At 44.7% G+C, this 25487-nt stretch carries 19 protein-coding genes, 1 tRNA gene and 2 pseudogenes; 13 read left to right on the top strand and 9 right to left on the bottom strand.

Annotated elements, in window-relative coordinates:
• Positions 1–385: 385 nt before the first annotated feature.
• Together ABWT76_RS28400 and ABWT76_RS28395 are read right to left on the bottom strand one after the other, a co-directional pair.
• Positions 386–2062 carry an HD family phosphohydrolase gene (locus tag ABWT76_RS28400; protein ID WP_082349183.1) on the bottom strand — a complete coding sequence of 559 codons (1677 nt, stop codon included), beginning with the start codon at positions 2060–2062 and terminating at the stop codon, positions 386–388.
• Between the two features lie 268 nt (positions 2063–2330).
• On the bottom strand, positions 2331–2609 hold the full coding sequence (locus tag ABWT76_RS28395) for a 4a-hydroxytetrahydrobiopterin dehydratase (protein ID WP_054470091.1): 279 nt from the start codon (positions 2607–2609) through the stop codon (positions 2331–2333).
• A gap of 302 nt (positions 2610–2911) precedes the next feature.
• On the opposite strand from ABWT76_RS28395, the gene trmD reads away from it, so the two are divergent.
• The 5 genes and pseudogenes from trmD (at position 2912) to ABWT76_RS28370 (ending at position 11198) form a co-directional block, all read left to right on the top strand.
• Positions 2912–3652 (top strand): tRNA (guanosine(37)-N1)-methyltransferase TrmD, encoded by a 741-nt coding sequence (gene trmD / locus ABWT76_RS28390; RefSeq protein ID WP_054470095.1) that lies wholly within the window; start codon positions 2912–2914, stop codon positions 3650–3652.
• Entirely contained in the window at positions 3636–5165 is a 1530-nt protein-coding gene (locus ABWT76_RS28385; RefSeq protein ID WP_354635311.1) for a DUF1517 domain-containing protein, read from the top strand. The genes trmD and ABWT76_RS28385 overlap by 17 nt, the downstream gene beginning before the upstream one ends.
• Positions 5166–5255: 90 nt before the next feature.
• Positions 5256–7409 (top strand): DNA primase, encoded by a 2154-nt coding sequence (dnaG, locus tag ABWT76_RS28380; RefSeq protein WP_354635310.1) that lies wholly within the window; start codon positions 5256–5258, stop codon positions 7407–7409.
• 1124 nt (positions 7410–8533) lie between these two features.
• Positions 8534–10268, top strand: a pseudogene (ltrA, locus tag ABWT76_RS28375) (group II intron reverse transcriptase/maturase).
• A gap of 261 nt (positions 10269–10529) precedes the next feature.
• Complete coding sequence (locus ABWT76_RS28370) at positions 10530–11198, top strand: Uma2 family endonuclease (RefSeq protein ID WP_231636974.1); 669 nt, start codon at positions 10530–10532, stop codon at positions 11196–11198.
• Between the two features lie 201 nt (positions 11199–11399).
• On the opposite strand, the gene ABWT76_RS28365 is transcribed toward ABWT76_RS28370, so the two are convergent.
• Entirely contained in the window at positions 11400–11924 is a 525-nt protein-coding gene (locus tag ABWT76_RS28365) for a pentapeptide repeat-containing protein (RefSeq protein WP_054470357.1), read from the bottom strand.
• A gap of 175 nt (positions 11925–12099) precedes the next feature.
• Here ABWT76_RS28365 and ABWT76_RS28360 point away from each other — a divergent pair, with 175 nt between their 5' ends.
• Complete coding sequence (locus tag ABWT76_RS28360; protein ID WP_242050094.1) at positions 12100–12693, top strand: YraN family protein; 594 nt, start codon at positions 12100–12102, stop codon at positions 12691–12693.
• Between the two features lie 42 nt (positions 12694–12735).
• On the opposite strand, the gene ABWT76_RS28355 is transcribed toward ABWT76_RS28360, so the two are convergent.
• Entirely contained in the window at positions 12736–13125 is a 390-nt protein-coding gene (locus tag ABWT76_RS28355) for a hypothetical protein (protein WP_054470352.1), read from the bottom strand.
• Between the two features lie 179 nt (positions 13126–13304).
• Here ABWT76_RS28355 and queA point away from each other — a divergent pair, with 179 nt between their 5' ends.
• The gene (gene queA / locus ABWT76_RS28350; RefSeq protein WP_054470351.1) at positions 13305–14423 is read left to right on the top strand and encodes a tRNA preQ1(34) S-adenosylmethionine ribosyltransferase-isomerase QueA; all 1119 of its coding nucleotides are present in this window, start codon (positions 13305–13307) and stop codon (positions 14421–14423) included.
• A 60-nt stretch (positions 14424–14483) separates the two neighbouring features.
• Here the strand turns inward: queA and rpmF are convergent, their stop codons facing one another.
• Entirely contained in the window at positions 14484–14666 is a 183-nt protein-coding gene (rpmF, locus tag ABWT76_RS28345) for a 50S ribosomal protein L32 (protein ID WP_054470349.1), read from the bottom strand.
• 133 nt (positions 14667–14799) lie between these two features.
• Positions 14800–14881: transfer RNA gene (locus ABWT76_RS28340), tRNA-Leu, on the bottom strand.
• 208 nt (positions 14882–15089) lie between these two features.
• On the opposite strand from ABWT76_RS28340, the gene ABWT76_RS28335 reads away from it, so the two are divergent.
• Complete coding sequence (locus ABWT76_RS28335) at positions 15090–15737, top strand: hypothetical protein (RefSeq protein WP_054470348.1); 648 nt, start codon at positions 15090–15092, stop codon at positions 15735–15737.
• A gap of 877 nt (positions 15738–16614) precedes the next feature.
• On the opposite strand, the gene ABWT76_RS28330 is transcribed toward ABWT76_RS28335, so the two are convergent.
• The gene (locus ABWT76_RS28330) at positions 16615–17493 is read right to left on the bottom strand and encodes a pentapeptide repeat-containing protein (RefSeq protein WP_054468928.1); all 879 of its coding nucleotides are present in this window, start codon (positions 17491–17493) and stop codon (positions 16615–16617) included.
• 386 nt (positions 17494–17879) lie between these two features.
• Between ABWT76_RS28330 and ABWT76_RS28325 the strand changes: the two genes are divergently transcribed.
• Together ABWT76_RS28325 and ABWT76_RS28320 are read left to right on the top strand one after the other, a co-directional pair.
• Positions 17880–18956, top strand: a complete 1077-nt coding sequence (locus ABWT76_RS28325; protein ID WP_054468929.1) for an ElyC/SanA/YdcF family protein — start codon at positions 17880–17882, stop codon at positions 18954–18956.
• A gap of 153 nt (positions 18957–19109) precedes the next feature.
• A complete protein-coding gene (locus ABWT76_RS28320) occupies positions 19110–19619 on the top strand; it encodes a DUF86 domain-containing protein (RefSeq protein ID WP_054468930.1) in 510 nt (169 codons plus the stop codon).
• Positions 19620–19793: 174 nt separating this feature from the next.
• On the opposite strand, the gene tmk is transcribed toward ABWT76_RS28320, so the two are convergent.
• Together tmk and ABWT76_RS28310 are read right to left on the bottom strand one after the other, a co-directional pair.
• Complete coding sequence (gene tmk, locus ABWT76_RS28315) at positions 19794–20426, bottom strand: dTMP kinase (RefSeq protein ID WP_054468931.1); 633 nt, start codon at positions 20424–20426, stop codon at positions 19794–19796.
• 22 nt (positions 20427–20448) lie between these two features.
• Entirely contained in the window at positions 20449–21813 is a 1365-nt protein-coding gene (locus tag ABWT76_RS28310) for a transposase (protein WP_354635308.1), read from the bottom strand.
• A gap of 85 nt (positions 21814–21898) precedes the next feature.
• On the opposite strand from ABWT76_RS28310, the pseudogene ABWT76_RS28305 reads away from it, so the two are divergent.
• The 3 genes and pseudogenes from ABWT76_RS28305 to ABWT76_RS28295 all read left to right on the top strand — a co-directional run bounded on the left by ABWT76_RS28305 (position 21899) and on the right by ABWT76_RS28295 (position 25279).
• Positions 21899–22279 (top strand): annotated as a pseudogene (locus tag ABWT76_RS28305) (transposase).
• 243 nt (positions 22280–22522) lie between these two features.
• Entirely contained in the window at positions 22523–23815 is a 1293-nt protein-coding gene (locus ABWT76_RS28300) for an FAD-binding oxidoreductase (RefSeq protein WP_054468932.1), read from the top strand.
• A gap of 96 nt (positions 23816–23911) precedes the next feature.
• Positions 23912–25279 (top strand): (Fe-S)-binding protein, encoded by a 1368-nt coding sequence (locus ABWT76_RS28295; protein WP_054468933.1) that lies wholly within the window; start codon positions 23912–23914, stop codon positions 25277–25279.
• Positions 25280–25487 lie beyond the last annotated feature (208 nt).

The following is a 25487-nucleotide window of genomic DNA, read 5'->3' as shown; positions in this document are numbered from 1 at the left end:
CAACTATTTTAATCCCAATATTGCTCAGAGAATGAGAAACTCTGTCTAGGTAATTAATCGATACTTACTGATAGCGATCTATATAATCCGGAGATTTTATCGAGGTTTTCTCTAGTTGAAAATCGAATTCAGTTGCTTAATTTTCAGGCCGATAATTTTGGAGCTTGACCAAAAAATCCTAAAGCTTCGGGGCTGATGGAACCTGTAGTGGGAATTTTAGCCATGACGTTTTAAATAATAGATTTTTTTATTTTTTGAGTAAAATAAAAAAATCTTAGACTTTAGCGATGACCTTTTCTGGAGCAGATCGCTGACCTGTTATTAATCTTACCTGTTCTTAATATTGTTAATTTAGCTTGATGCCACGGTTGGTTGACTGCTGCCGTTAGGCAGATTCTAATTGGATGTTGTCGAGTCTGTGGCCAATGACGGAGAAAACTTGCCGCTGTTCAAACAGCAGCAAAAATTCCCGGTTGATTTTCTTTTGTGCGGCTTCTTGGTGGAGAATTTTTAAGGCAGTTTCTACTGGCAGTCCCCGTTTATAGGGGCGATCGCCTGCGGTGAGGGCATCATAAATATCTGCAATGGTCATCATTTGAGTTTGCGGGGGAATGTCATCGGCTTTTAAGCCGAGAGGATATCCGGATCCATCAAGTTTTTCGTGATGACCATAAGCCAGGGTTGGCACGTCTTTGAGATCCTTTGTCCAAGGAATTTGCTTGAGAAATTCATAAGTATAAGTCACATGAGATTCAATATCAAAACGTTCTGCGGGAGTTAAATTGCCTTTGCGAACCATTAATTGCTCTAGTTCTTCTGCGGTCAGCAAGGGTTTGAGTTGGCCATCAACATCTTGATAAACATATTGGGAAAGTTCTTTCAAACGAGCTAAAGGTTCTTCGGCTAAAACTCTTGGTTCGTTGGCTTCGAGTAGCACCTCCCAGTATTGATCTAACTGTTCTAGTTGCTGGGCGAGTTTGGCGTCAAGGTTGAATAAATCTTGACAATGTGGACAGCTTGTTTCATGGTTACGATGTCGGCGATCGGGATGCTCGACTAAATAGCGAAACTTATTTTGAGCGCATTCAAATTGTAAAGTCCGCTTGGCTAAAGCAAAGCGGTGTTTTACCAGTTCTAGTTGACGGGGATACAGTTTTTTCTGTTTGACTAAAATGGCTTCCGGGACTCCGACTTTGCCAAAATCATGGAGCAAAGCAGCGTAGCGAATTTCTTGGATTTGGCGATCGCTAAAATAAAGAGAACTAAAGACACCGCTGGTGACAGTATTCGCTTCTTGACTCAGCCGGACGGTGAGTTCTGCCACTCGTTCGGAATGGCCGTAGGTGCAAGGGTCTCTAGCTTCAATCACTTGCACCGATGCTTTGACAAAACCAGCAAACAGCTTTTCAATACTTTCCTGGAGATCGTTTCGTTCAATAGAAATTGCCGCTTGAGAGGCTAAACTCCGCAAAATTCGCTCTTCCCAGTCGGAATAAGGTTGAGTGACATCAAGACCATTTTCTGGTGTAACTAATAAATCCCAACTCTTCTTGCGGTTAATCAGTTGGAGCACCCCCATGATTTCCCCTTCCTGGTTCTGCATGGGTAATACGAGCACTGATCGGGTATAATAACCAAGCTCATGGTCAAAACTGCGATCGAGACTGTAGGGAACATCTGAGGGCAAATCATAAGCATTGGCAAGGTTCAGGGTTTCACCTGTAATGGCAACATAGCCAGCCAAACTTTTCTTGGTGATTGGTAACGCAAATTCTGCAAAAGATAGGCTGGGCAAAGAATCATTTTGAGCCACTTTAAACAAAAGCTTGGGAATGGTTTCACTGCGATCTACTAAATAGACACTGCCTGCATCGCTACAGGTTATTTCCCGACTTTTGGATAAGATTAAATTCAATAATTTGCCTAAATCATAAGTGCTCGACAGCGCAGATCCAATATCTAATAATTTTTCAACAATTTCCGCTCTGGCAGCGATATTCTGCTGTAATTCTGGATTTTCTATTTCTAGGTTGCTAGGTGTCAATGTTTGATGGCTGTTCACGGGTTTACCTTTTCCTAAAATGCTTCCTGCTTAGATATTTTTAGGCGCGTTTATTGGTTTTTGACTCTCGGCTGGAGGATCTAAAGATGAAGATGGCAATCTGCTAGGCAGAGATTTTGTATCCGTGTTTAGAAATCGAGGGAACCTTCTTTGGTCCTTCTGAAAAGTTATTTTTTCCTAGCCAGAGTAAAAATCCTAGCAGTGAGAAGAATTGAATCTAACCCCCGCCCCCCCGCCTTCGCGGGGGCAGGCTGCATGGGGGCAGGCTTTATAAACTAGAAATTACGGTGGCTAGGTCAAAATCCAGTTCTGTGAGGCCACCAGCATCGTGAGTGGTTAAACTCACGATTACTTTGTTATAAGAAATTGTGATATCTGGGTGATGACCTGCGGCTTCAGCCGGTTCGACTAATTTATTCACCCAGGCGATCGCCTCCACAAAGTCTTTGAAGGTTTTTTGGCAGCGAATTTCTTTCCCTTCAAGGTGCCAGCCGGATAGCTGGCCAACTTTTTCTTGAATTTCTGTTGCACTTAATAACTGAGCCATTAATGTCACCGATCATCAGGTTTAGTCAAAATATCTAGCGAGTTGAGTATTGCCACAACATTTTTCTGGGGGTCAGAATAAGTTCGGCGGTCTCTGCTCTTTAAATCCGCTCACCACATTTAAGGAAATAGTAGCGGATTCACTCTTGCTGTGAAAACAATTATAGCAATCAATGAACTGGTAGATTTATGGTCAGCCAAGTTAAATGGTAAAGGCTGAAGCCTTAGAAATGTCAAAGTTTTTGGTACTCTCGAAAAGAGAAATGCTCCTAACCGTAAGTTAAATTGAGAGTTGAAATCCCCGTGCGTATTGATTTAGTGACTTTATTTCCTGATTTTTTTACCACTCCCCTGGAGTCTGGGCTTTTGGGTAAAGCCCTGGAAAAAAACATTGCTACCGTAAATCTGGTGAATCCCAGGGACTTCGCTACCGATAAGCACCGTAAAGTGGATGATGAACCCTACGGGGGTGGCGTGGGTATGGTGATGAAACCAGAACCGATTTTTGCCGCCGTAGAATCTTTACCTGTATTAGCACGTCGCGAGGTGATTTATCTAACCCCGCAAGGGGAACGAATGAATCAATCTCTATTTAAGGAGTTGGCCAATAATTACGATCAACTGGTTTTAATTTGCGGTCACTATGAAGGGGTTGATGAACGGGTGATGAATTTAGTCACTAGAGAAATTTCTTTGGGTGATTTTGTGCTGACTGGGGGGGAAATTCCCGCCCTGGCGTTGATTAATGGGGTGGTGCGTTTGCTGCCGGGAACCGTGGGGAAAGTGGCATCCCTGATGGCGGAAAGCTTTGAAGTTGTTAACGGGTTGGGGTTGCTGGATTATCCTCACTATACCAGGCCGCCAGAGTTTCGCGGCTGGAAAGTGCCGGATGTGCTGCTTTCGGGCAATCATGGGGCAATTGCCCAGTGGCGATCGCAGCAACAATTGGAACGCACCCAACAGCGGCGCCCAGATTTATTGAGTCCAGGGATGACAAATACAAACCCGCCAAAAGTTTCGACTCAAAATGACGATCCCACGTGAAATAGGCTATACCTGGATCATAGAAAGCGCCCGTTTGGGTTTTGAACTATTAACCATGCGTAAGTTTAATCTCATCCTCGCCACTTTTTTAGCCTTCTTATTAATCAACGAAGTAAGCATTCGTCCCCAAAGAGGAAATTTTAAAGAGTGGCTGACAACAGATTCATCCGTCGCTTCTGCCAGAAGAAGCAGTGGGGGTTCAAGTCGTGGAGGTTCTTTCAGTAGACCTTCTCGTTCCACACCGAGTCGTTCGTCTGGCAGTAGCAGTCCCAGTCGTTCTTCCGGTAGCAGTAGCAGTCCGAGTCGTTCTTCCGGCAGCAGTAGCAATCCGAGTCGTTCTAATTCTTCCAGTGGCAGTAGCTCTGGAAGCAGTACCCGTGATTCTGCCAGCCCCAGTTCAACCTCTGGATCGACCACATCTAGTCCTACTTCCTACCCTGCCAGGGGTCAAACTGGGGGACGGGCTCGCGGTGGCTCGTTTAATCAGCCGACGGTAGCCCCAGCACCAGTTACTCCGAACAATACCCATAACAGTCCGTCCACTTCTACCCCGGTTACTCCCTCGACTGGGACATCCACGGGTGGAACCTACTATGTGCCAGTGGTGCCCCACAGTCGTCCCAGTTCTGTGGAAATAGAAATCGAAAATAATACGATTGTTGTCCCACCGTCGCAACCAGCGCCACAGCCCTACTTGGCTCCTGTTCCCAATAATTCGGTCAGTCCAGAGACTTCGAGTCAGACACCTCCAGCGAATGTAGCGCCGAATGCGGCCACGACCGCGACGAGCAGTGGTTCAGCATCTCAAGGGTTTCCTTGGGGATGGGTGCTATTTTTCTTGGTGATTGGCGGTGGGGTGGCGATCGCGATAGCGTTGCGGAGCAATCTCGCGTGGTATCTTCTGGCCAAAAAGAATTCCACCCAAGGAACTGCCAAGGAACTAGAGAATGATGTGGTCACGGTGACTAAATTACAGATTGCTTTACTAGCAAATGCTCGCGATCTGCAATCACAACTACAAGACCTCAGCTACAATGCTGACTTAGAAACCCCTGAAGGCCGGGTGGAATTTCTGCAAGAAGCGGCTTTATCTTTATTACGACATCCAGAATATTGGAGTCACGCTTTTTCTAGTTCTCAAACGGTGAAAAGTCGCGAACAAGCCGGACAAGTTTTTGAACAATTATCTATTGCTGAACGTAGTAAATTTAGTGCGGAAACTTTTAGTAATGTCCAAGGCCAAGTCCGGGAACGCTCTAATATCGCTAAAAGCGATGATAACGATCCAGCCGCTTATATTGTGGTGACTTTGTTGATTGGTACGGAAGACGATCGCCCTTTGTTTGGTTCGATTCATTCAACGGAAGAATTACAGCAAGCTTTACAACGGGTTGCCGCAATGACCCAGGATTATTTGTTGGTGGTAGAGTTACTGTGGACTCCCCAAGAGGCAACCGATAGTTTGTCTTACGATCAGCTATTGACTGGTTATGCGGATCTGGTGCAACTTTGAGTTTTTACCACAAAGACACAAAGGACACAAAGGTTAGAAAGGTTAGAAAGGTTAGAAAGGTTAGAAAGGCTTAGAGCAAGAGAAATAGGGATGAATATTCCACGCCTACATCAAGAAACTATTGAAGAGGTTAAAGAACGGGCTGACATTTATGATGTGGTCTCCGAATATGTGGTGCTGAAAAAACGGGGAAAAGACTTTTTGGGGTTGTGTCCATTCCATGAGGAAAAAACCCCCAGTTTTACGGTCAGCCCTAGTAAGCAAATGTATTATTGCTTTGGTTGTGGGGCTGGCGGTAATGCGATTAAGTTTCTGATGGAAATTGGCAAGCATTCTTTTGCTGAGGTGGTGTTGGATTTGGCGAAACGCTACCAAGTGCCGATTAAGACTTTGGAACCAGAGGAACGGCAAGAATTTCAGCGCCAACTTTCCATGCGGGAACAGTTGTATGAAATTTTGGCGATCGCAGCTAGTTTTTATCAGCATACTTTACGTCAGCCCCAAGGCAGTCAGGCTTTAGATTATCTCAAATCTAAGCGTCAGTTAGGGGAAAATACGATTCAGCAGTTCCAGTTGGGTTATGCCCCACCCACTTGGGAAACCCTTTACAGTTATTTGGTGCAGCAAAAACGCTATCCGACGGAGTTGGTGGAACAAGCGGGGTTGATTAAGCCCCGGAAGTCTGGGGGCGGTTATTATGACCAATTTCGCGATCGCCTGATGATTCCGATCCATGATGTTCAAGGACGGGTGATTGGGTTTGGGGGTAGAACCTTGGGAGATGACCAGCCCAAATATCTCAATTCTCCAGAAACGAGAGTTTTTGATAAAGGCAAAACTCTGTTTGCTTTAGATAAAGCTAAAACTGCGATTGGTCAAGCAGACCAAGCGGTGGTGGTGGAGGGATATTTTGATGCGATCGCCCTTCATGCTGCCGGAATTACTAATGTTGTGGCTTCCCTAGGAACTGCCCTCAGTCTCCACCAAGTGCGCCAACTATTGCGCTATACCGAATCTAAACAAATTGTCCTGAATTTCGATGCTGATGTAGCGGGAATTAAGGCGGCAGAACGGGCGATCGGGGAAATTGCGAATTTGGCTTATTCTGGAGAAATCCAGTTAAGAATTCTCACCATTCCTGATGGCAAAGACGCCGATGAATTCCTCAAAACCAGTGGTTCTCCCGAACCTTATAAGCAACTTTTATTAGATGCCCCGTTATGGCTTAACTGGCAAATTGAACAAATTTTAAAAGGGAAAAATCTCCAAGCTGCGGATGAATATCAGCAAGCCTATAGAGAAATATTGCAATTATTGACTCAATTGGATCAGAACGACACCCGGATTTATTATGTGAATTATTGCGCCGAACGCCTCAGCCAAGGGAATACTCGTCTCATCCCGATTCTGGCTCAAGATATCCTCAAACAAATTAAACGACCGCAAAAAAAGAGCGATTTAAGTGCCAAGAATAGTAGCGAAAAATCAAGGCAAGAAAGCAGAGAAAATCAGCAACCGCCAAGGGCAGATTTAATTCAAGAATCGGCACGAATGCCGGAAGAATTATCAGAAGAACCCAGTTATGAGATTAGCGACGATACCAGAGATAATATCAGTATTGTTTACTCAGTAGAGGCGAACGGCCTTTCGCCCCTACTGGCAAAGTCCCCAAGAGTCTTAACCAATATTTCCCCTAATACTCTGCTAGAACAAGCAGAAGCTAGATTGCTACGTCTTTACTTACATTGTCCCGAATATCGGGCAATTATTATTGATACTTTAGAAGAGAGAAATTTAGATTTTACTTTATCTCATCACCGATTATTATGGCAGCAAATTGCCCAAATAGAAAGTGCCGATCGCGAAGCGTGCCGGATGGCATTAAAAGAAATAGATATTCGGCGGGAATATCCAATCGATACAACGGATAAATTAATCTCAAAACTGCACGATTGTTTAATCAATTACCCAGAGTTTTATGGCAAAATTTCGCCATTATTTCATTTAGACGAATATACCGAGAAAGATATTTTTAGAGTGGAAGAATTAATTCAAGATGCGGCATCATCAATGGAAAGAGCAAACTGTGAAGAACTTTCTCGATACTATTTGAAGCTATGGCAAGAGACTAATGCAACGACTGACCCAGAAAAATGGCAGCAGTACGGTGAGCAATTATATCAAGCAAAGGAGCGAATTAAGGAATTAGATGAAAAATTAAATTGGCATTATTATTATCGATAATTATTGGCTTTAAATTAGCTAATTTACAGCAATTTTATATTAAATAAACCACAATGATTTGTAGGGGCGAAGCATGACCGCAGACAAATTATTGCTGAAAATATTGTAAGGGCGAAGCATTCCGTAGGGGCGAATGGCCATTCGCCCTTGTACGGGCGAATGGCCATTCGCCCCTACTGCTTATAATATTAGATGGACTACCGGAAAGATCACGCCCCTACGGTCATGCTTCGCCCGATAGTGGTTTGTTAATCTGAAAACCGCTGTAAGTCAATAAAATCGCAAATTATGGTTGATTTAAATCTAAGAAAACGCCCCATTGGGTTTGGTTTTTGTTGCAATGGGTTTAAATCCATTGCTAACCCCCGTCTTCACGGGGGCAGGCTTAACGCTATTATAGATTAATTAGTGCGATTCGTTCACGCGGAAAGCGGACGGGGAAACCCGGAAGCGTGCGCGTGGTAATGGTTTCGTCAGACGCCGTGTACTAACAGGCTCCGCCTGCACTCGTGTCACGAACCATTATAACTGTGGATTTGTTGTCTTAAATGGAGGACAAATACCCGGATTTTCTGGCAAAAGAAGAATCTTAACAAAAGATTTAACAATTGCCAGGGGTAATTAGGCATCAGCCCCACCCGGAGACTCACCATCAAAGGTGTGAAGCGGGCTGAAAAGGAGGTAACGCTTAACCAGTAAGGGAATCCCTTCGAGCCAATTAGTCAAGGTCAGCCGCGAGGCAAATGTCCGACTTGAACCCTCTTAACTATAAAGTAGCGAAATCTGGTTGGAACGCTGCGACCAAAAGGTCATGGGGAAAGTGTGGGGGAATTAATTAGTCACCCACAAAAGATACGGAGCTTCACGTCTTACGTATTAGCGAAGTCCCAAAAGTACCCAGGGGGATAGGGCAGCATCCTAAAACTAATAATCCCAAATCCACGGAACGAGGTAAAGCCCATGCCGGCTCTTAGGAGAGGTCGATACTCCTAAGTAGTGATAAGTGTAAGCGCAAGCCACATGGGTGAGAGATACAGTGCAGAAGCCAAAGACCAGCCTAACAACTGGTATATGCAGACAGCCTGTGCCTAAGTTGAAATGTAGAGTTTCAAGTAGAAGTATATATGTCCAAAACACGACAAATGTTGATGGTGGAATGGAACGAAATCCCCTGGAAATCAGTACAGCGGAAAGTGTTCAAGCTCCAAAAGAGAATCTACAGAGCGGCTAGTAGGGGCAACGATGTCACAGCAAAAAGGCTTCAGAAACTACTGTTAAAGTCATATTACGCAAAATTACTCGCAGTAAGGCAAGTAACCCAACTCAATAGAGGAAAGAAGACAGCCGGGGTAGACGGGATAAAATCACTAACACCCGTACAAAGGCTAGGTCTGGCCTCCAGACTGTCACTAACCAATAAGGCCAAAGCAGTTCGGAGAGTATGGATACCTAAACCCGGACGGGATGAAAAACGCCCGTTAGGAATCCCTACAGTAGAGGACAGAGCGCGTCAGGCATTGGTAAAAATGGCACTAGAGCCATACTGGGAATCTAAATTTGAAGAAACCTCATATGGCTTTAGGCCAGGTAGGTCAACACACGACGCCGTAGCCAGAATTTATCTTGTTATAAACAAGAAACCTAATTACGTTCTGGATGCGGATATATCCAAGTGTTTCGACAAAATTGACCACACATACCTACTGAAAAAGCTCCAATGTCCATCGAATATCCGACGCCAAGTGCGAGCTTGGTTAAAAGCCGGAATCATGGACAAAGGAGCCTTTGAAGAACCAGTAGCAGGCACACCCCAAGGAGGGGTCATATCGCCACTACTTGCCAATATAGCACTAGATGGGATGATTCGCGAAGTGGAATCTAAGTTCCCTAAAAAAGGAGCCTACCCACCAGCCAGAATCATTCGTTACGCCGACGATTTTGTGGTTCTACACCCAGAATTGAAAGTCATCCTAAGAGCTAAAGCCGCAATCGAAACTTGGTTACAACCCGTTGGGTTGGAGTTGAAGCCGGAAAAAACCAGGATATGTCACACTCTCAATCAGATGGTTGCAGAAAATGAATTGACTGTACACCCCGGTTTCGACTTCTTGGGGTTCAACATCCGACAATATCCAGCAGGAAGACACAAATCAGGAAAAACAGGTGGCCACAATTCCGAACTACTTGGATTCAAAACCCTGATTAAACCAAGCAAGAAAGCAATCAAAGCCCACCATGTAGCCCTAAAAGCAGTTATCAAGACCCATAAAACAGCCCCACAAGCGGGACTCATTGGAAAGTTAAACCCAATGATCAGAGGATGGGCAAACTACTACTCAGGGGTAGCAGCCAAGGAAACGTTTTCATCAGAAGACAATATCCTTTGGCAAATGCTCAGAGCATGGTCAGTAAGAAGACGTGGAAGAAAACAAAAAGCCCAAGCAATACGTAAGTATTATCGAGAAGGCCGACATGGTACATGGACGTTTGCCACAGCAGACGGACTAACGCTATGGAAACACGCGGACGTCGAAATTAAACGACATACCTTAGTCAAACCTGACAAATCTCCGTATGACGGCGACTGGGTTTACTGGAGTACCAGGCGAGGACAAGACATCGAAGCCCCCACAAGAGTGGCAAAACTGCTGAAAAAGCATGCATGGTAAATGTCCATATTGCGGGCAATACTTCACAAGCAGCGACCTGCTCGAAGTAGACCACATCATTCCTAGAAGCCAAGGCGGAAAGGATGAATACAAAAACCTGCAATTGCTTCACGCTCATTGTCACGATTTAAAGTCAAGATATGACGGAAACGCCCAAGGGCATCAGGAAGAAGAACTGCCACTCTGGTAGTCGTACCTATGTAAGGGGTCAACGTAGGTAGGAGCCTAGTGCCGTGAAAGTGGCACGCTGGGTTCTGAATGGGAGGTGGGGGAAGTGATTCCCCCATCGACCCCTAATGCAAAGAGAGTGTTGAACCATGTCCGAAATTTTAAGTCCGGAGTTGTGTTTTGAACCCTCCGTCAATCATATAATTACTGAAGACGATACGCCGGTGGATAATTTTTTTTCAGAAAAACTTCAGCGCTTGTTAACGGAAGTGCTTTATGCTTCTTGGAAGGATTTCCTTTTTTAGCCGGGGCGAATGTGGGCATTTTTGCGATCGCGAGAGAACCGGCGATCGTCCCAGATGTCTTTCTCAGTTTAGATGTAGAAGTGGCCGAGAATTGGCTGGAAAAGAAACATCGTAGCTATTTTATGTGGGAGTTTGGCAAACCTCCAGAAGTGGCGATCGAGATTGTTTCTAACCGGGAAGGAGAAGAACTAGAACGCAAGTTAAAAGCCTATCAACGAATGCGGGTCAGCTACTATGTGGTATATGACCCAGCCTACCAATTAGGGGAAGACTTGCTGCGGATTTATGAATTACGCGGCACCACCTACGAACCGAAGACTGACAACTGGTTGGCAACCGTGGGACTGGGTTTGACCCTTTGGGAGGGAGAATTTGAAGGCAAACAATTCACCTGGTTACGGTGGTGCGTGAAGCGCAGCTATCGCGTCAGCGAATCACGACGGAAATCTGATTCCCACTGGGGCGGAACGCGCCGAAACCGAACGCCAACGCGCCGAAACCGAACGCCTTCGGGCGGAAGCGGAACGGCAAATTGCCGAAACCGAACGCCTTCGGGCCGAACAAGCGGAGCAAAAAGCCGCCCTACTCGCCCAGAAGTTGCGAGAGTTAGGGGTCGATCCCGAAACTTTCAGTTAATCTCGCACTGACAAAATATAGCCCCTAACATTCGTAAGGTGGGCAAAAATATTCACCCCACCCTACCTTATATGATGGTGGACATTTGCCCACCCTACAATATAAATCTAGGATCTAGCAAATCAGAAGAGGTGGGGGGCTTTTGCCCCGCCACCTCTTTAAATGTAGGGGCGAATGGCATTCACCCGCAAATCCGTAAATAACCGATAACCTTAATCACAAAATAGAGTATCGCGAGTATTGCGACCCGTCACGGGGTTGGTGCCTTTCGCCAAACCACAGAGCACTTCATGGGCATCATCGCGCATAAATACATCCGTAAAATCTGCACCATCGATGATCGCGCCTCTAAAGCCAGTATTAAAGGCATAAGCGCCTTCTAAAATCGCATTAGTTAAATTGGCGCCCATGAATCGAGCTTTATCTAAGGTGGCTTGGCTTAGATTAGCGCCTTCCAAGTTCGCATCTTCCAAGTTGGCGGAAAAAAAGCTGACCCCGCGCAAATCGGCGTTACTGAAATTGGCAATCCGCAGATTTGCTCTGGTAAAGGAAGAGTCTTTTAAATCTTTGCCGGAGAAATCAGCCCCAACCAGTTGTTCTTGGTTGTAGTCATTGGCCCAAGCGGGTGCAGCAATGGCAAAGTTGAGGGTAGTCAGGGCGCCTACAGTAGTGATGAACAATACCGCAGCACATACTAAGGTAATAAACTTTTCCGCAATATCTTCCTGGTGACTCATGGTATGACAAGTTTGATGGGGAAATAATATCTACAATCGATTTCGGCAGTGTGAACCAGGTTCAGGATCGTGGGGGCGAAGCATTCGCGTAAGAGTCTTGACGATTCTCTAATAAAGTTTCAGCGCGAATGCTTTGCCCCTACGGTGTGCGTGAATCGCCGCTATGATTGGTTCTATGGTGATCCTACCAGCGATCGCCTCTTTAAGATTTAATTCACCGAAAATGCCACTACCATCACCGGATTCTCACCAGCAAAAATCCCAGGAAAAATCGACTATCGGATTGTTGGGAGAAAATTTAGTCGCCCTATGGTTACAGGATCATGGCTGGGAAATTATCGCGAGGCGTTGGCGTTGTCGGTGGGGGGAAATTGATATTATTGCAGGCGAAATCCCTGGGGAGCAATTACCTGAGCATCCTTACCAGCGGATCGCATTTGTGGAAGTGAAAACACGCAAACATCGAAGCTTGGATGCCGGAGGACTGTTGAGTATTCCCCCGCAAAAGCAAGCCAAACTTTTACAAACTGCTGAGATATTTTTGGGCGATCGCCCAGAGTTGAGTAATTGTCCTTGCCAATTTGATGTGGCTTTAGTTAGTTATCAGAAGTATCAGCGGCGATCTTCTGCCCCGCAAACCACATTTACAACTGAATTTTCATCCCCGATTATTTTGGGACAACCTGTTTCCATCGAAAATTCCCTGGGCGAATATCAACTAACCTTGTACCAGTATATTGCTGGGGCTTTCGATGCGGAAATCAGCTAGTTAATTCAGAAGCCAACACGAATTAACACTAATTAACACTAATTAAGCCAAGGTTTCTGGGCAATATCCCAAACCTTTGACAAATTGTGCGCGAAATTGCTCGATTTCGTGAACATCCGCACCTCCATGAGACACAATCACCACCTGATACCGACGCATCACATCAATCGCTGACTGTCCAGTTTCCAAACTCCAGAGGGCCATTTGCAGCCGAATCCCTGGTTGATAAGGAAATCCCAACTCGTTCATTACCGCCAGAAAGTCCCCTTCTTGCTGCGGATCCAGGCAAGGATTCATTTTAATCCGCACAATCCAACCGTCAATTAGATGAATCACCGTCACAAAGACAACGGGCAGGTGTATGGCATTGCGGAGATATTCAACCACTCGAATGGAGAGACTGCCATTGGGGAAAAAATAAATGTATTCCATATCCGATCGCTTATGGCAAAGACAACGCTACAATTAATATTTTCTTAATTTTTTGTCCCCATCAGCATCGGGATTATCCCTAATATCTTATGGGGGGATTTACCCAAATTTTTCTACCTGTTATTTTTTATCCCGTGGACTGATCTGTTTTAAAAATAAATCGCTTTGGAGGGCAAAGAATGAGTGAGAGTCAAAATTTTGACCTTATGTTAACGGCTTATGACTATAAACTACCAGAGGAAAGAATTGCCCAGAATCCAGTGGTGCCCAGAGATGCGTCTCGCTTACTGGTGGTGAAAAGTCCCACAGAACACAGTCATCATATTTTCCGCGAGTTACCAGAATTGCTCCAACCGGGGGATTTGCTGATTTTAAATAATACTCGTGTGATTCAAGCGCGTCTATACGGTCGTAAATCTACGGGCGCCCCAGTTGAAGTCTTGTTGCTCGAAGAATCCCAGGCGAATATTTGGTTAGCATTGGTTAAACCCGGGAGACGATTAAAACCAGGCGCCCAGATCGAATTTGAGCCAGCATCTGAAGCTTTACAATCTGAAGCTTTACAAAATGGAGCAATTCCGGCTCCGTTTACGGCCAAGGTCTTAGCAACGGAGGAGTCAACCGGGGGTCGATTTATTGAGTTATTTCTACCAACCGGCGCTACTTTGGCGCAAGTTTTGCAAGTTTATGGTCATGTACCCTTGCCTCCCTACATCACCAAATCTTCGGCTTTACCCTCCCAATATCAAACGGTTTATGCGGAAAAACCCGGTTCTGTGGCAGCCCCTACCGCTGGACTTCATTTTACGGAAGAGTTACTCACCCGCTTAGAGCAACGGAGGATCCAACGAGCTTTTGTGACTTTAAATGTGGGCGTGGGGACGTTTCGCCCGGTGGAAGTGGAGAATGTGACGCAACACGAGATGCATTCAGAGTGGGCGCTGGTGCCAGAGTCAACGGTGGCCAAAATCCGGGAAACTAAGGCCCAAGGGGGACGAGTTATTGCGGTGGGGACGACAGCGGTGCGATCGCTGGAAGGGGCAGCCGCAGGAGGCGAGTTACAACCTTTGTGTGGTAAGACCGATTTATTTATTTATCCGGGTTATCAGTGGCAGGTGGTGGATGGCTTGATTACGAATTTTCATCTACCTAAATCGAGTCTATTGATGCTGGTTAGCGCTTTGGTGGGACGCCAGCGTTTGTTGGACTTATATCAAGAAGCGATCGCACACCAGTATCGCTTTTATTCCTTTGGGGATGCCATGCTGATTTTGCCCACGGCTAAAGCCCACGGCTAAAAAGTAAAAAAACAGGGCATTGGGAAGCCCTGTTTTACCAAACCCAATAATAACTGGGATTTATTCTTCGTCTTCTTCGTTTTGTTTTTCACTTGGAGGATAAACAAAGCCCTTGGCCTGTCCAGTTAAAATAGATTTACCAATAGACAGTGCTTTTTCAGCTTGGATAGCGGCTTTTCTCTTCCAGTGGGCTTTACGTTGATCGCGTTTGGTTTTGGAGGTTTTCTTCTTTGGGACAGCCATTGGCGTGTTGGGAATGAATAATTAACATACTGTCGTTAGACAGAGACTTACTATTGTAACCTATTTTTTGGCTAACGCATTCAAGTCGGGTAGATTATTTTTTGGTCAACGCTCAATGGCCTCAACCTAAAGATGCGGACAAAAGGACTTGAACCTTCACTCATTGCTGAACTAGAACCTAAATCTAGCGCGTCTACCAATTCCGCCATGTCCGCAGTTAAATTTGATTATAGCAGAAAATTGGGAAAAATGTCTCCCTTGTGAATATTTTTGTCAAAATTTTGAATAAATAGGGATTTGTGGGTAGGGATTCTTATTGATCTTCTTGGTTTCGGTTAGTATGTTCAAGCAAGGGCGTTGCAAGTCCAGATATCCAATGTTCATGGCTTGTGATTTCGCCGTAGTACCAAAGAAAGGGGATCCATGAAAAATACTACGGCATTTTTAGGGGGCTGTGCCGTTACAGGGGTTTTAGCTCTCTTGTTTTTTAAAGGATGTTTCAATTTTGGCTTTGGGTCTTTGGCGGGGTTAGGTGCCAATTTGGGTTCTCCACCAGAGGGGGGGGAGTCATTGTCCCTTCTCCCAGTACCGACCCCACCGGGATCGCCAAATAATTTTGATCAGTGGAATAGTCAATTGGTGCTACAACAAGCCAGTACCGACGAGTTAAAAAAGAGTCTGGAACAACAACGTCAGTTGATTGAGCAACTTAGAAGCAGCTTGGAGCAACAAAAAATTCAAACCGAACGACTGACGATGCAGTTGCAAGAACAACAACGGGCGATCGAGAGTTTGAGATTAGACCAAAGAAACCCCCGATTAGATCGCTATGAACAAGCGGCGATGTTCCAAACTAACCTTTTGTGGGCGATCGCCGGTGTGGTTCTGGTTTTGGTGGTTGGCGGTAGCATTATGGTTGTTGGCGCGATCGCCATGCTCATACAGCATCCTCGCCGTTATCCCTATCGTTCGCAGGCATTTGATCCGAGTCACTTTTCGCCTCCTTACAGCTTCTACCAACCTTATACTGATTTCTTACCGCCCCAGTCTAAGAATAGGCGATCGAAATAGTTATTCGTTATTCGTTATTCGTTATTTGTCTGCCTAACTGGTAGGGGTCGATGGGAGCTTCACAACTCCCACCTCCCATTCAGAACGGAGCGTGCCACTTTCGCGGCACTCCGCTCCTAGCTGCGCTTGCTAAACCAATAGCATCCTAATGGGGAAGTCGTTAAACGTTCCCGTTTGGCATAGCGTTCATCCTTTGTCCCTTTAAAATCACACCATGTCGTAAGCGACTGGTTTTGTGCGTCCTTTGGACTTACTAATAATCGCTAACTTCACAGCCGTGGCACGTCTGCATATCCACTGGCAAAACCGGCGGAAAAGAGCTTTCTTGCCACATCCCATTCCCAATATTTCATCCGCTTACACACTATCGCTACTTACCATTACTGGTAAGAGAAATATGGGTTTACTTCGTTCCCTAGTGGTGGTTGAATGCGCTTTTAGGGTCTTCCCTGTCCCCCTAGGTATTTCTGGGATTCCTTTGTGACTGACTTGTTAAATTCGTCACCTTTCCCTATGCCATTTTGGACGCAGCGTAACAAGCAGTTTCGCTACTTTTGTTTGGAGAGGGTTCAAGCCGGGAATTCGCTCTCGCTGCCCATGAGCGCTTGACTTGCTGATTTTTCCCATCTGCTTAGGGATGATCAGCTTTCCTACCCGCTTCACGAGTAAAGATAGTGAATCTTTACCGTGGGGTGAGGTGTCTATGACCTCGGAGGAAAAACCCTCCGGGAATCTTTGTCTACAGGACTATCCTGTACACCCCCAGAGTTATGTAGGTCAGAACCTACACCAGACGCAGGTTTTGGGTTTTATCCCTAGACTTTCCGCCTGAACGAATCGCACTAACAAATAACAAGTAACAGACAACAAATAACCGTCAGGTTCCGATCGCTGTTGTTTCCGAGTGAATCGAAGATAAGCACTTTTTAATCGTATCCGTGAGCAGCGATCTATTCAACGCAGTTTCATCAATGATGGCATTGAGAACATTGGCATCAGTCAAGTTGACCTTACTCATACAAGCCCGCGTAAAATTGGTCTTGGATAAATTCGCTTGATTCATGTCAGCCCCGGTCAAATCGGCGCCGGTCAGGTTAGCCCCGCTGAAATTCGCGCCTCTAAGCTTGGCCTCTCGGAGATTGCAGGCGACCAATTTTGCTCCTTGTAGATTAGCCGCACTGAGTTTGGCGTTCATCAGATTCACGCCATTTAACTCCACTTCTTGAAGATTCACGCCATTTAAATAGGCGCCACTGAGATTCACCCCATGAAGCAGGGCGCCATCCAGTTTTGCCCCACTTAAGCGGGCACAATAGAGATTGGCCCAGCGCAAGTCGGCGCCCCGCAAATCGACCCCCCGTAGGTTAGCCCCTTGAAGATTGGCACTACAAAGGTTGACATCCCGCAGATCGGCTCCCCGCAGATTCGCCCCGGTTAAATTCGCGCCACTCATTTGGGCTCCCATCATCAGGCTTTTGATCAATAAAGCCCCACTAAGATTTGCTTTGGTCAAATCGCTGTTAATGAATTGACCGTCATTCATTTTAATAAAACTTAAATTGGCTTGGGTTAAAGACGCCTGATTGAGATTAGACTTAGTGAGGAAGGAACGAGAAAGATCCGCCCTGGTTAGGGTTGCGCCAGTTAGGTTAACCTGGATCAAAGAGACATGGCTTAAGTTGGCTCCGTCGAGATGGAGATGACTAAATTCTCTGTGTCCTTTTTCGTAAAGTCTTAGCAAATGATTAATGTTCATTTCTCCTCGGTGATTAGGTTTTATGGAGGTTTGCGGTTGGGCTAAGGGGACAGTCCTTAGCCAATGAGCGATCGCTGATGACAATTTCTCTGAACTTGTTTCGTGAAGATGTAGCAATTCTGAAAAATTTCGGTTCTATATGGGTTCTTTAAAAGCTGAAGTCTCTAAGGAGATGAAAGCCCGATCTGGAACATTGAGTCGGTTATTGTCTGTTTCAAACGCATAAATCATCAGGTGCGATCGTACAGATATCATGGCTCAAGCCTCTAGCCCTGCCTTAAATCCTCTTGATATGTATTGTACATTAAATTTCTTTAGATTTTTTAAAGAATTACATATTTTTATAAAGATTTTTATCAAAAACTATCGGCGAAGGACATCACAGAATGTTTGAAATTGTAACTCGGCTGGTAATTTTAGTTTTACTGGCTTACTTAATTTGGTATGTATTGGTTCAATTGGTGCCACAAGTCAACGTTAAGTGGCTGCTGCCCATTTTGCTATTTGTTTTAATCATCTTAGGAATTGTTTTTCCCAACGATCAGTCGATATCTACCATTTGGAGTGTGATTTCATTTCCTTTAAAGCCCATTGGGTTATCTGTGGTATTATTAATTATTATTACGACTAAAGCCCAAGAAAAAAATGTTCCTAAAAATCTCAAGTATTTGGTAGTTTCATTACTAATTATTGTGCTTTTTTCTAGTGTAAATTGGATTTCTGAAAGACTAGAATATTCGATTATTCGGTCAAATCTTAATCATGCACAAATCTGCCCCAATAATCCTAATTATACCGCCCTGCCTAATCAAAGTAGATTGATTGTGATGTTGGCCAATAGCGTCACGGAACCCGGAGGTGCTTATCAACCAGGCCAGCAAATATTTGAGATGAGCGATCGCCTGTTGCAAACCTCCCAAGAATACCAGAGAAATAGGCCGGACAGCGTACTGATCGCTTCGCGAAAAAAACCGGCATCAGAAACCGAAAGAATTCCTTCAGAATTTGACCTGATTAGAGATCAATTGATTACCCTAGGAATTGCCCGGGCTGATATATTTGATTTAAACCAAATATTTGACAACACATTCAACGTCAAACAAACCAGTGAAGCGATTAATGTCTATATTCAATCTCGCGGAATCAGTAATTATCAGGTAATTATCATCTCTTCGCCCCTTGATGTCGGACGAGTTAAGTTAACCTTAGAAAAAACTTTGAAAGTTAAGCTTGGGCAACGAAGCGAAACAATTACGGTGATTCCCAGCGCCTGGAATTTATCTAATAAATTCTGTCCAAAACAACCACGATATCCTGACTTATTTGATTTAATTCCCAGTGATTCTAGTGTATTACGCAGCAGTCAGGTTGTGGATGAGTTTTTGACCTCTAGTTATTATTTCCTGCGGAATTGGTTAGCTCCCTGTTCTGATTGTTGGGATGCCGTGCCTCAAAGCTTCTAATCCAGAAAATTTCTGCTCAGTCCTGCCGATCCAGTAGGGGCTATCCAACGGATATCCCCGATTGATGATGGATAAAGATGATGGATCAAGATGATGGATAAAAATGTTAGCATAGAAAAATGTTCTGATTTGTAGACTAAGTAGAGAACTGAGATGTTTATTGATGAAACCATCGGATTATCTCATATGTTAGATGCGGCGAAAGAAGCGGTTTTTTTAGCGCGAAATCGCCAAAAAACCGACCTGCAAATTAATCGAATATTGGCAAGCTCAATGGTGGAATGCTTGGAACTCATTGTCGAAGCAGCGGTCAATATTTCCCCGGAACGCCAAGCCCAGTTATCAGGGATTCCTTGGCAAAAAATTATCAGCATCAGAACTTATTTAAATCAAACAGATTTCGAGATTAATTTAGATATCATTTGGGAAATCGTCACCAAAGACTTGCCGCTCTGGATTAATCACCTCGATTCAATTTTGGCTAATGACCAGAAGGGATTCCGAAGCCACTGCGATCTTGGGGGTTCCCCAAGTAAAGAAGCCACTGCGGTGAGCCGGTGTGGTCTTGGGGGAAACCCCCATGAACAACTGGCGAACCATGAACGGGTCTTGGGGTCTCCCCAAGTAGAGAAGCCAGTGCGGTCTTGGGGTCTCCCCAAGTGAAGAAGCCACTGCGGTCTTGGGGTCTCCCCAAGTAGAGCAAGTGGCGTCAAGTGGCGTCAAGTGGCGTCAAGTGGCGTATATTTAAGCTATTTTGATTGAATTTATCTGATGAATCAGGTGAATATCTAGCAAAATTCCATCACCCCTGGCAAATGCATGATAATTTCCCTGGATTTAATCTAAATTTAAAAATTTCTTCAAGATGTCTTGAAGTTGCGTAGTCACTGCTTCAATCGATCGGGATGCATCTACTCGCATAATCCGCTGAGGATTAGCTTTCGCTAAGGCTTGGTAGCCAGTTTGAATCCGACGATGAAATTCAATGTTTGCTTGCTCAAAACGATCAAGGGTGCTGCGTTTTTTGGCTCTGGCTAAACCAATTTCTACATCAATATCTAGCCAGATCGTCAGGTCGCTGGTCAGTCCGTTGGTCGCTAATTGATTAATTTGTGAAATTAGTTCTAATGATAAGCCTCGTCCATAGCCTTGATAAGCCACAGTAGAGTCGGTGTAGCGATCGCACAACACCATTGCCCCGGCTGCTAATTGCGGTTTAATCCAGCCTTCGACGTGCTGGGCGCGGTCTGCCGCATACAATAATAATTCAGCCCTTTCTTGCATTGGTTCCCCGTCCCGGTGGGCCAATAAAATTTGTCGCAGTTCCCCACCGAGTTGAGTCCCTCCTGGTTCGCGAGTGATGACCACTTCTTTGGGCCATTGGGGGGATAACCATTGCTGTAACCGTTGCAGTTGGGTGGTTTTGCCGCTGCCTTCCACCCCTTCTAAAACAATAAATTTTCCGGGCATTATTCCCTGACTTCCATATGAACTACCCCGCTGTATAGACGGACGGGGTTTCTAAATTCCCATCCGAATTACGACAAGATTTTTGACGTTTCTTCTGCCCAAGTTGCCGCATCGAACCAGTATGCTTACGCTTTCCAGTCAAATTGCTAGAGCTTAGACATCTACAGTCTTCGAGGCTCGTTCCAAGCCCCGGTTGCTTCAACGTTGCAACATTATACATGACCATCACAGAACCTTTATCGCGAGGTATTTCAAACCCACAAGCATCGCAGGTATGATATCGATTTGATAACTCTGCCCAATGCTTATGAACTGCCCCGCACTCAGGACATCTCTGTGATGGTTTTATTTGTTTTGTAGGTAGCATTAGCATCAAACCACCTTTCTGTTCGATTTTGTCAGCAATCATTTTATTGAGCGTTCCAAAACCAACTGAAAGGATGGATTTATTCAATCCAGATTTTTGCTTTTTACGTTTACTACCCTTTTTAGCTTTGCGCGTCATACCTTTGGTATTAAGTTGCTCACTCACGCCGATGTCATAACGATTAGCAATCTCTGACGTGACTTTATGTTGCCAATCTGAACGCTGGTTAGCAACTTTTCTTTGTAGCTTAGATATTTGTTTCCTATCTTTCTTCCAGCGTCTAGAACCTTTAACGTTTTTGTTCCTGTTTGGCGCAACTTTACGGCGCAAAGCCTTAGATTTCTGCTTGATTACCCGTTCCACTTTTTGAGTGAAACGGGGATTTTCTATTTCGATAAAACTCTCTCCATCGTAGAGAGTTATAGCTGTTTCAGTTCCCAAATCAAAAGCAATGATTGATTCATAACTCAAGTCTGATTTTGAACCAAATTTAGATTCAACGGTGGGAAGCTCAACGGTTATGGATGCAAACCATTGATTTCTGCTTGGTTTATACACAATGGTTAAAGTAGTAAGAGTTCCCCACTGTTTAGCTTGGCCACGCATTTTAATCGTGATACCTAAATCATTAAGGGTAACGTTACCATTCTTGCCATTACTGTTAACTTTCCACCCGGATTTAGCTGGATAAGTCCAGCCAGAGTAGTCACGAATTGATTTAAACTTAGGCAATCCCCTCAAACCTTGAAAGAATGCACCATAAGCTAAATCAACCCGTTTCACTGTGGCTTGCAAGGATTGGGAGTGGGTATAAGCGAATTCAACCCATTCTTTTTTGAAATCTGGTAGACAATTCTGCTGTTCAAAATAAGTGACATTTTTCTTATTCGCTCTCCACTCATAGCGACGGTGAGCAACGCAAGCATTATACAAGTAAGCATGATGGCGACGCGCTTCAAATAATTTGTTTTCTTGGGTTTTATTTGGGTACAGTCGAAATGTCTGTCGTCTTGTGGCCAAGCGTTGCTCACCCCCTTTGGTTTGTGACTAGCATTTTAGTCTACAATTACTGTAGCACAATTGCCGAACATGACTAGAAAATTCTATGACTAATCTAGGTAGTGGAGCGCACGTTGTTTTCTCCATTCACCTGCACATCGTTTTTGTAACCAAGTACAGACGTAAAGTGCTTACTAAATCTATGATTTCGGATATGAAGGGGGTTTTTGAGCGACAAAACGCGGTCAGACCCCGCGCCGGTTTCCGGCGCTAGGGAACGCTGACCAAGAGAACGGCAAATTCATCAAAGCTAGAAGATTGCAACGGAGAACCCGATCGTGTTCATCGGTTGGTAGACTTGCATCCAGACAACAATATCTCCAATCTAGTGGCATCTCTAAAATCTGCAAGTAGTAGAGTCTTGAGAGAAAAGTACAAGTCAGAAATTGATAAGTATTATTGGGGTAAGGCTTGCATTGTGGCATGATTCTAAGTGTATCGTTTCCTGTGGCGGCGCTCCATTACAAATAGTCAAAGATTATATTTGTAACCAATCAGGCGGTAGATTGGAAAAGTTAGGCGGTACGACCCCCTAACTTTTCCCCGCTATCCATCCCCACCCTATAGAGGGATGGGGAATTTCGCGGTTTTGTTAAAATAATTTCACCCCCCCTTTGACCGCCCTCAAAAAATATTGAATAGTTAACTTACCACAAATTGTATAAATCAGATGAATGCGATCGCTCAAGAACTTACTCAAGAACTGACTCAACAACTGGAAAACATTGTCGGTGTAGGGGCTGTCAGCCCTTGGCAACCGGAAAACTTATTCCTGGATCCGCCACCAAGCTGCATTGTTTATCCCCAAACCCCAGAACAACTGGGAACAGTTGTCAGCCTTGCCAGACAAAACCAATGGCGGATCTTGCCCTGTGGTTCCGGCAGCAAACTGCATTGGGGCGGTATTCCCAAAGATATCAATATAGTAGTTAGTACCGCACGGATGAATCAACTAATCGATCATGCCAGTGGGGACTTGACGGTGACGGTACAAGCAGGGATGAAATATGCCGAACTGCAAAAAATTTTAGCGGCTACGGGGCAATTTCTCGCCCTCGATCCCAGTTACAGCGATCGCGCCACTATTGGGGGCATTGTTGCCACTGCTGACACTGGATCCCTGCGACAGCGTTATAACAGCGTCCGCGACCAATTACTCGGTATTTCCTTTGTCCGGGCTGATGGTCAGCTTACCAAAGCCGGGGGAAGAGTCGTCAAAAATGTAGCGGGATATGATTTGATGAAATTATTAACCGGATCCTTCGGCACATTAGGGATTATTTCCCAAGTGACATTTCGCCTCTATCCCCTGCAAGCCGCGTCCCAAACCGTTTTATTAACTGGTGACTCTGCTGCCATTAATCAAGCCAGTCAAACGGTGCGTTCTTCCGCTTTAACCCCCGTTGCCTTAGATATTCTTTCCGCCTCAATTGTCGAAACCTTAGATATAGGTAGCGGTATGGGATTATTGGCCAAATTTTCTAATGTCCCAGAAAGTGTCGCCGAACAATCTGAACGATTATTAGCCGTAGGAGAAAAATTAGGCTTAAAGGGAATTTCCTATAGCAACGACTCGGAAGCTACTTTATGGCAACGATTGAAAAAAATCATTGAAGAAAATGATTCAAATGAGTCAATTTTATGCAAAATAGGAGTAAGACCGACGGCAGCGGTAGCCACTATAGAAAAAGTTCAAGGGTTTGGGGTAATTCATGCCAATAGCGGCTTAGGTCGCTTACGGTTATCGGAGGAATCGGCCTCTAAATCTGTATTATTAAATTTGAGAAAAATTTGTGAAAATCATGCCGGATTTTTGACAATTTTATCGGCATCCCAAGAATTGAAACAACAAGTCGATATTTGGGGATATTCTGGTAATGCTCTCCCACTGATGCAAGGGATTAAACATCAATTCGATCCGCAGAATGTTTTAAGCCCGAATCGATTTATCTGCGGCATTTAATTGATAATTGATGATTGATAATTATAAAACATCAACAAAAGAATCCCTACCCAAAGAATCCCTACCCAACAACAAACAACCACCAACAAATCAAATATGCAAACATCAGAAAATCGAACGATCGCCGAAAATGCCGAAAAGAAAGTAATTCAGGAAAACGGATTTGATGCGAAACATCCGCCGGATCCGAGTTTAATTGATACTTGCGTCCATTGTGGATTTTGTTTATCTACTTGTCCCAGTTATCGGGTGTTGGGTAAAGAAATGGACTCACCCCGTGGTCGCATTTATCTGATGGATGCGATTAATCAAGGAGAAGCGGATTTAAATCCGATTACTTCTCAACATTTTGATAGTTGTTTGGGCTGTTTAGCCTGTGTCAGCACTTGTCCTTCTGGGGTACAATACGGTGATTTAATTGCGGCAACTCGTCCCCAGGTGGAACGAAATGTCGAGCGATCGCTGCCGGATAAGTTGTTGCGGAATCTCATCTTTAATCTGTTCCCCTATCCTAACCGGCTAAAACCTTTATTATTTCCCCTTTATCTGTATCAAAAATTTGGGGGACAAAAGCTGGTCAGGTCTAGCGGGATTATGAAAAAAATCTCGCCCCAATTGGCGGCAATGGAGTCTATTTTACCAGAAGTAAATCTGAAGTCTTTAACCCAAGAATTGCCAGAAGTAATTCCGGCAAAAGGGGAAAAACGCTATCGGGTGGGGATGATTTTGGGCTGCGTACAACGGCTATTTTTCTCTCCAGTTAATGAAGCTACAGCGCGAGTTTTAACGGCGAATGGTTGTGAAGTGGTGATTCCCAAATCTCAAGGCTGTTGTGCGGCTTTACCCGCGCACCAAGGACAAGAAAATCAAGCCCAGGCGATCGCCCGTCAAATGATTGATAGTTTTGCCGATACTAACGTGGATTTTATCATTATTAATGCGGCAGGTTGTGGCCATACTTTGAAAGAATATGGTCATATTTTACAAGACGATCCAGACTATCGGGAAAAGGCGAAACAGTTTTCTAATCAAGTCCGAGATGTACAAGAATTTCTCGCGGAAGTAGGCTTAACCAGCAAACTTTCTCCCTTGACTGATGGGGAATTACCCATCGTTTATCAAGATGCGTGTCATTTATTACACGGACAGAAAATATCGGTGCAACCGCGTCAACTTCTTAAAAAAATTCCGGGGGTGACATTGCGCGAACCTATCGATGCTGCCTTATGTTGTGGTAGTGCGGGAGTTTATAATATGTTACAGCCGGAAGTTGCGGATGAGTTGGGACAGCAAAAAGCTGAGAATTTGGTGAATACTGGGGCTAAATTAATTGCTTCACCTAATCCGGGTTGTTCTTTACAAATTAAGAAACATTTGGAGTTACAGGGGAAAACTATGCCCCTTTATCATCCAATTGAGTTATTAGATTTATCCATTCGCGGAGAAAAAATTACCACGGGTTAAATTTAATTGATAGGGGAGTGGGGGAAGAGATGGTGTAGGGTGTAGGGTGTAGGGGAAGAGGATGCATAGGATGCATAGGATGCATAGGATGCATAGGATGCATAGGAAAATTCTCTATTCTCTTTTCTCTATTCTCTTTTCTCTCTTCCCCCCACACCCCACACCCTACACCCTACACCCCAAAAGCCCGATGGCGGCCGATGGCGGC

This window comes from Planktothricoides raciborskii GIHE-MW2 (assembly GCF_040564635.1).
Taxonomy (GTDB): Bacteria; Cyanobacteriota; Cyanobacteriia; order Cyanobacteriales; family Laspinemataceae; genus Planktothricoides; species Planktothricoides raciborskii.
This window is presented reverse-complemented; position numbering and strand designations above follow the sequence as displayed.

Bases quoted from the DNA above. Each gene is read 5' to 3' on its own strand.
- ABWT76_RS28395 (WP_054470091.1), bottom strand. From the start codon at position 2,609: ATGGCTCAGTTATTAAGTGCAACAGAAATTCAAGAAAAAGTTGGCCAG.
- ABWT76_RS28385 (WP_354635311.1), top strand. From the start codon at position 3,636: ATGACGATCCCACGTGAAATAGGCTATACCTGGATCATAGAAAGCGCC.
- dnaG (WP_354635310.1), top strand. From the start codon at position 5,256: ATGAATATTCCACGCCTACATCAAGAAACTATTGAAGAGGTTAAAGAA.
- ABWT76_RS28365 (WP_054470357.1), bottom strand. From the start codon at position 11,924: ATGAGTCACCAGGAAGATATTGCGGAAAAGTTTATTACCTTAGTATGT.
- ABWT76_RS28360 (WP_242050094.1), top strand. From the start codon at position 12,100: ATGGTGATCCTACCAGCGATCGCCTCTTTAAGATTTAATTCACCGAAA.
- ABWT76_RS28355 (WP_054470352.1), bottom strand. From the start codon at position 13,125: ATGGAATACATTTATTTTTTCCCCAATGGCAGTCTCTCCATTCGAGTG.
- queA (WP_054470351.1), top strand. From the start codon at position 13,305: ATGAGTGAGAGTCAAAATTTTGACCTTATGTTAACGGCTTATGACTAT.
- rpmF (WP_054470349.1), bottom strand. From the start codon at position 14,666: ATGGCTGTCCCAAAGAAGAAAACCTCCAAAACCAAACGCGATCAACGT.
- ABWT76_RS28335 (WP_054470348.1), top strand. From the start codon at position 15,090: ATGAAAAATACTACGGCATTTTTAGGGGGCTGTGCCGTTACAGGGGTT.
- ABWT76_RS28330 (WP_054468928.1), bottom strand. From the start codon at position 17,493: ATGAACATTAATCATTTGCTAAGACTTTACGAAAAAGGACACAGAGAA.
- ABWT76_RS28325 (WP_054468929.1), top strand. From the start codon at position 17,880: ATGTTTGAAATTGTAACTCGGCTGGTAATTTTAGTTTTACTGGCTTAC.
- ABWT76_RS28320 (WP_054468930.1), top strand. From the start codon at position 19,110: ATGTTTATTGATGAAACCATCGGATTATCTCATATGTTAGATGCGGCG.
- tmk (WP_054468931.1), bottom strand. From the start codon at position 20,426: ATGCCCGGAAAATTTATTGTTTTAGAAGGGGTGGAAGGCAGCGGCAAA.
- ABWT76_RS28300 (WP_054468932.1), top strand. From the start codon at position 22,523: ATGAATGCGATCGCTCAAGAACTTACTCAAGAACTGACTCAACAACTG.
- ABWT76_RS28295 (WP_054468933.1), top strand. From the start codon at position 23,912: ATGCAAACATCAGAAAATCGAACGATCGCCGAAAATGCCGAAAAGAAA.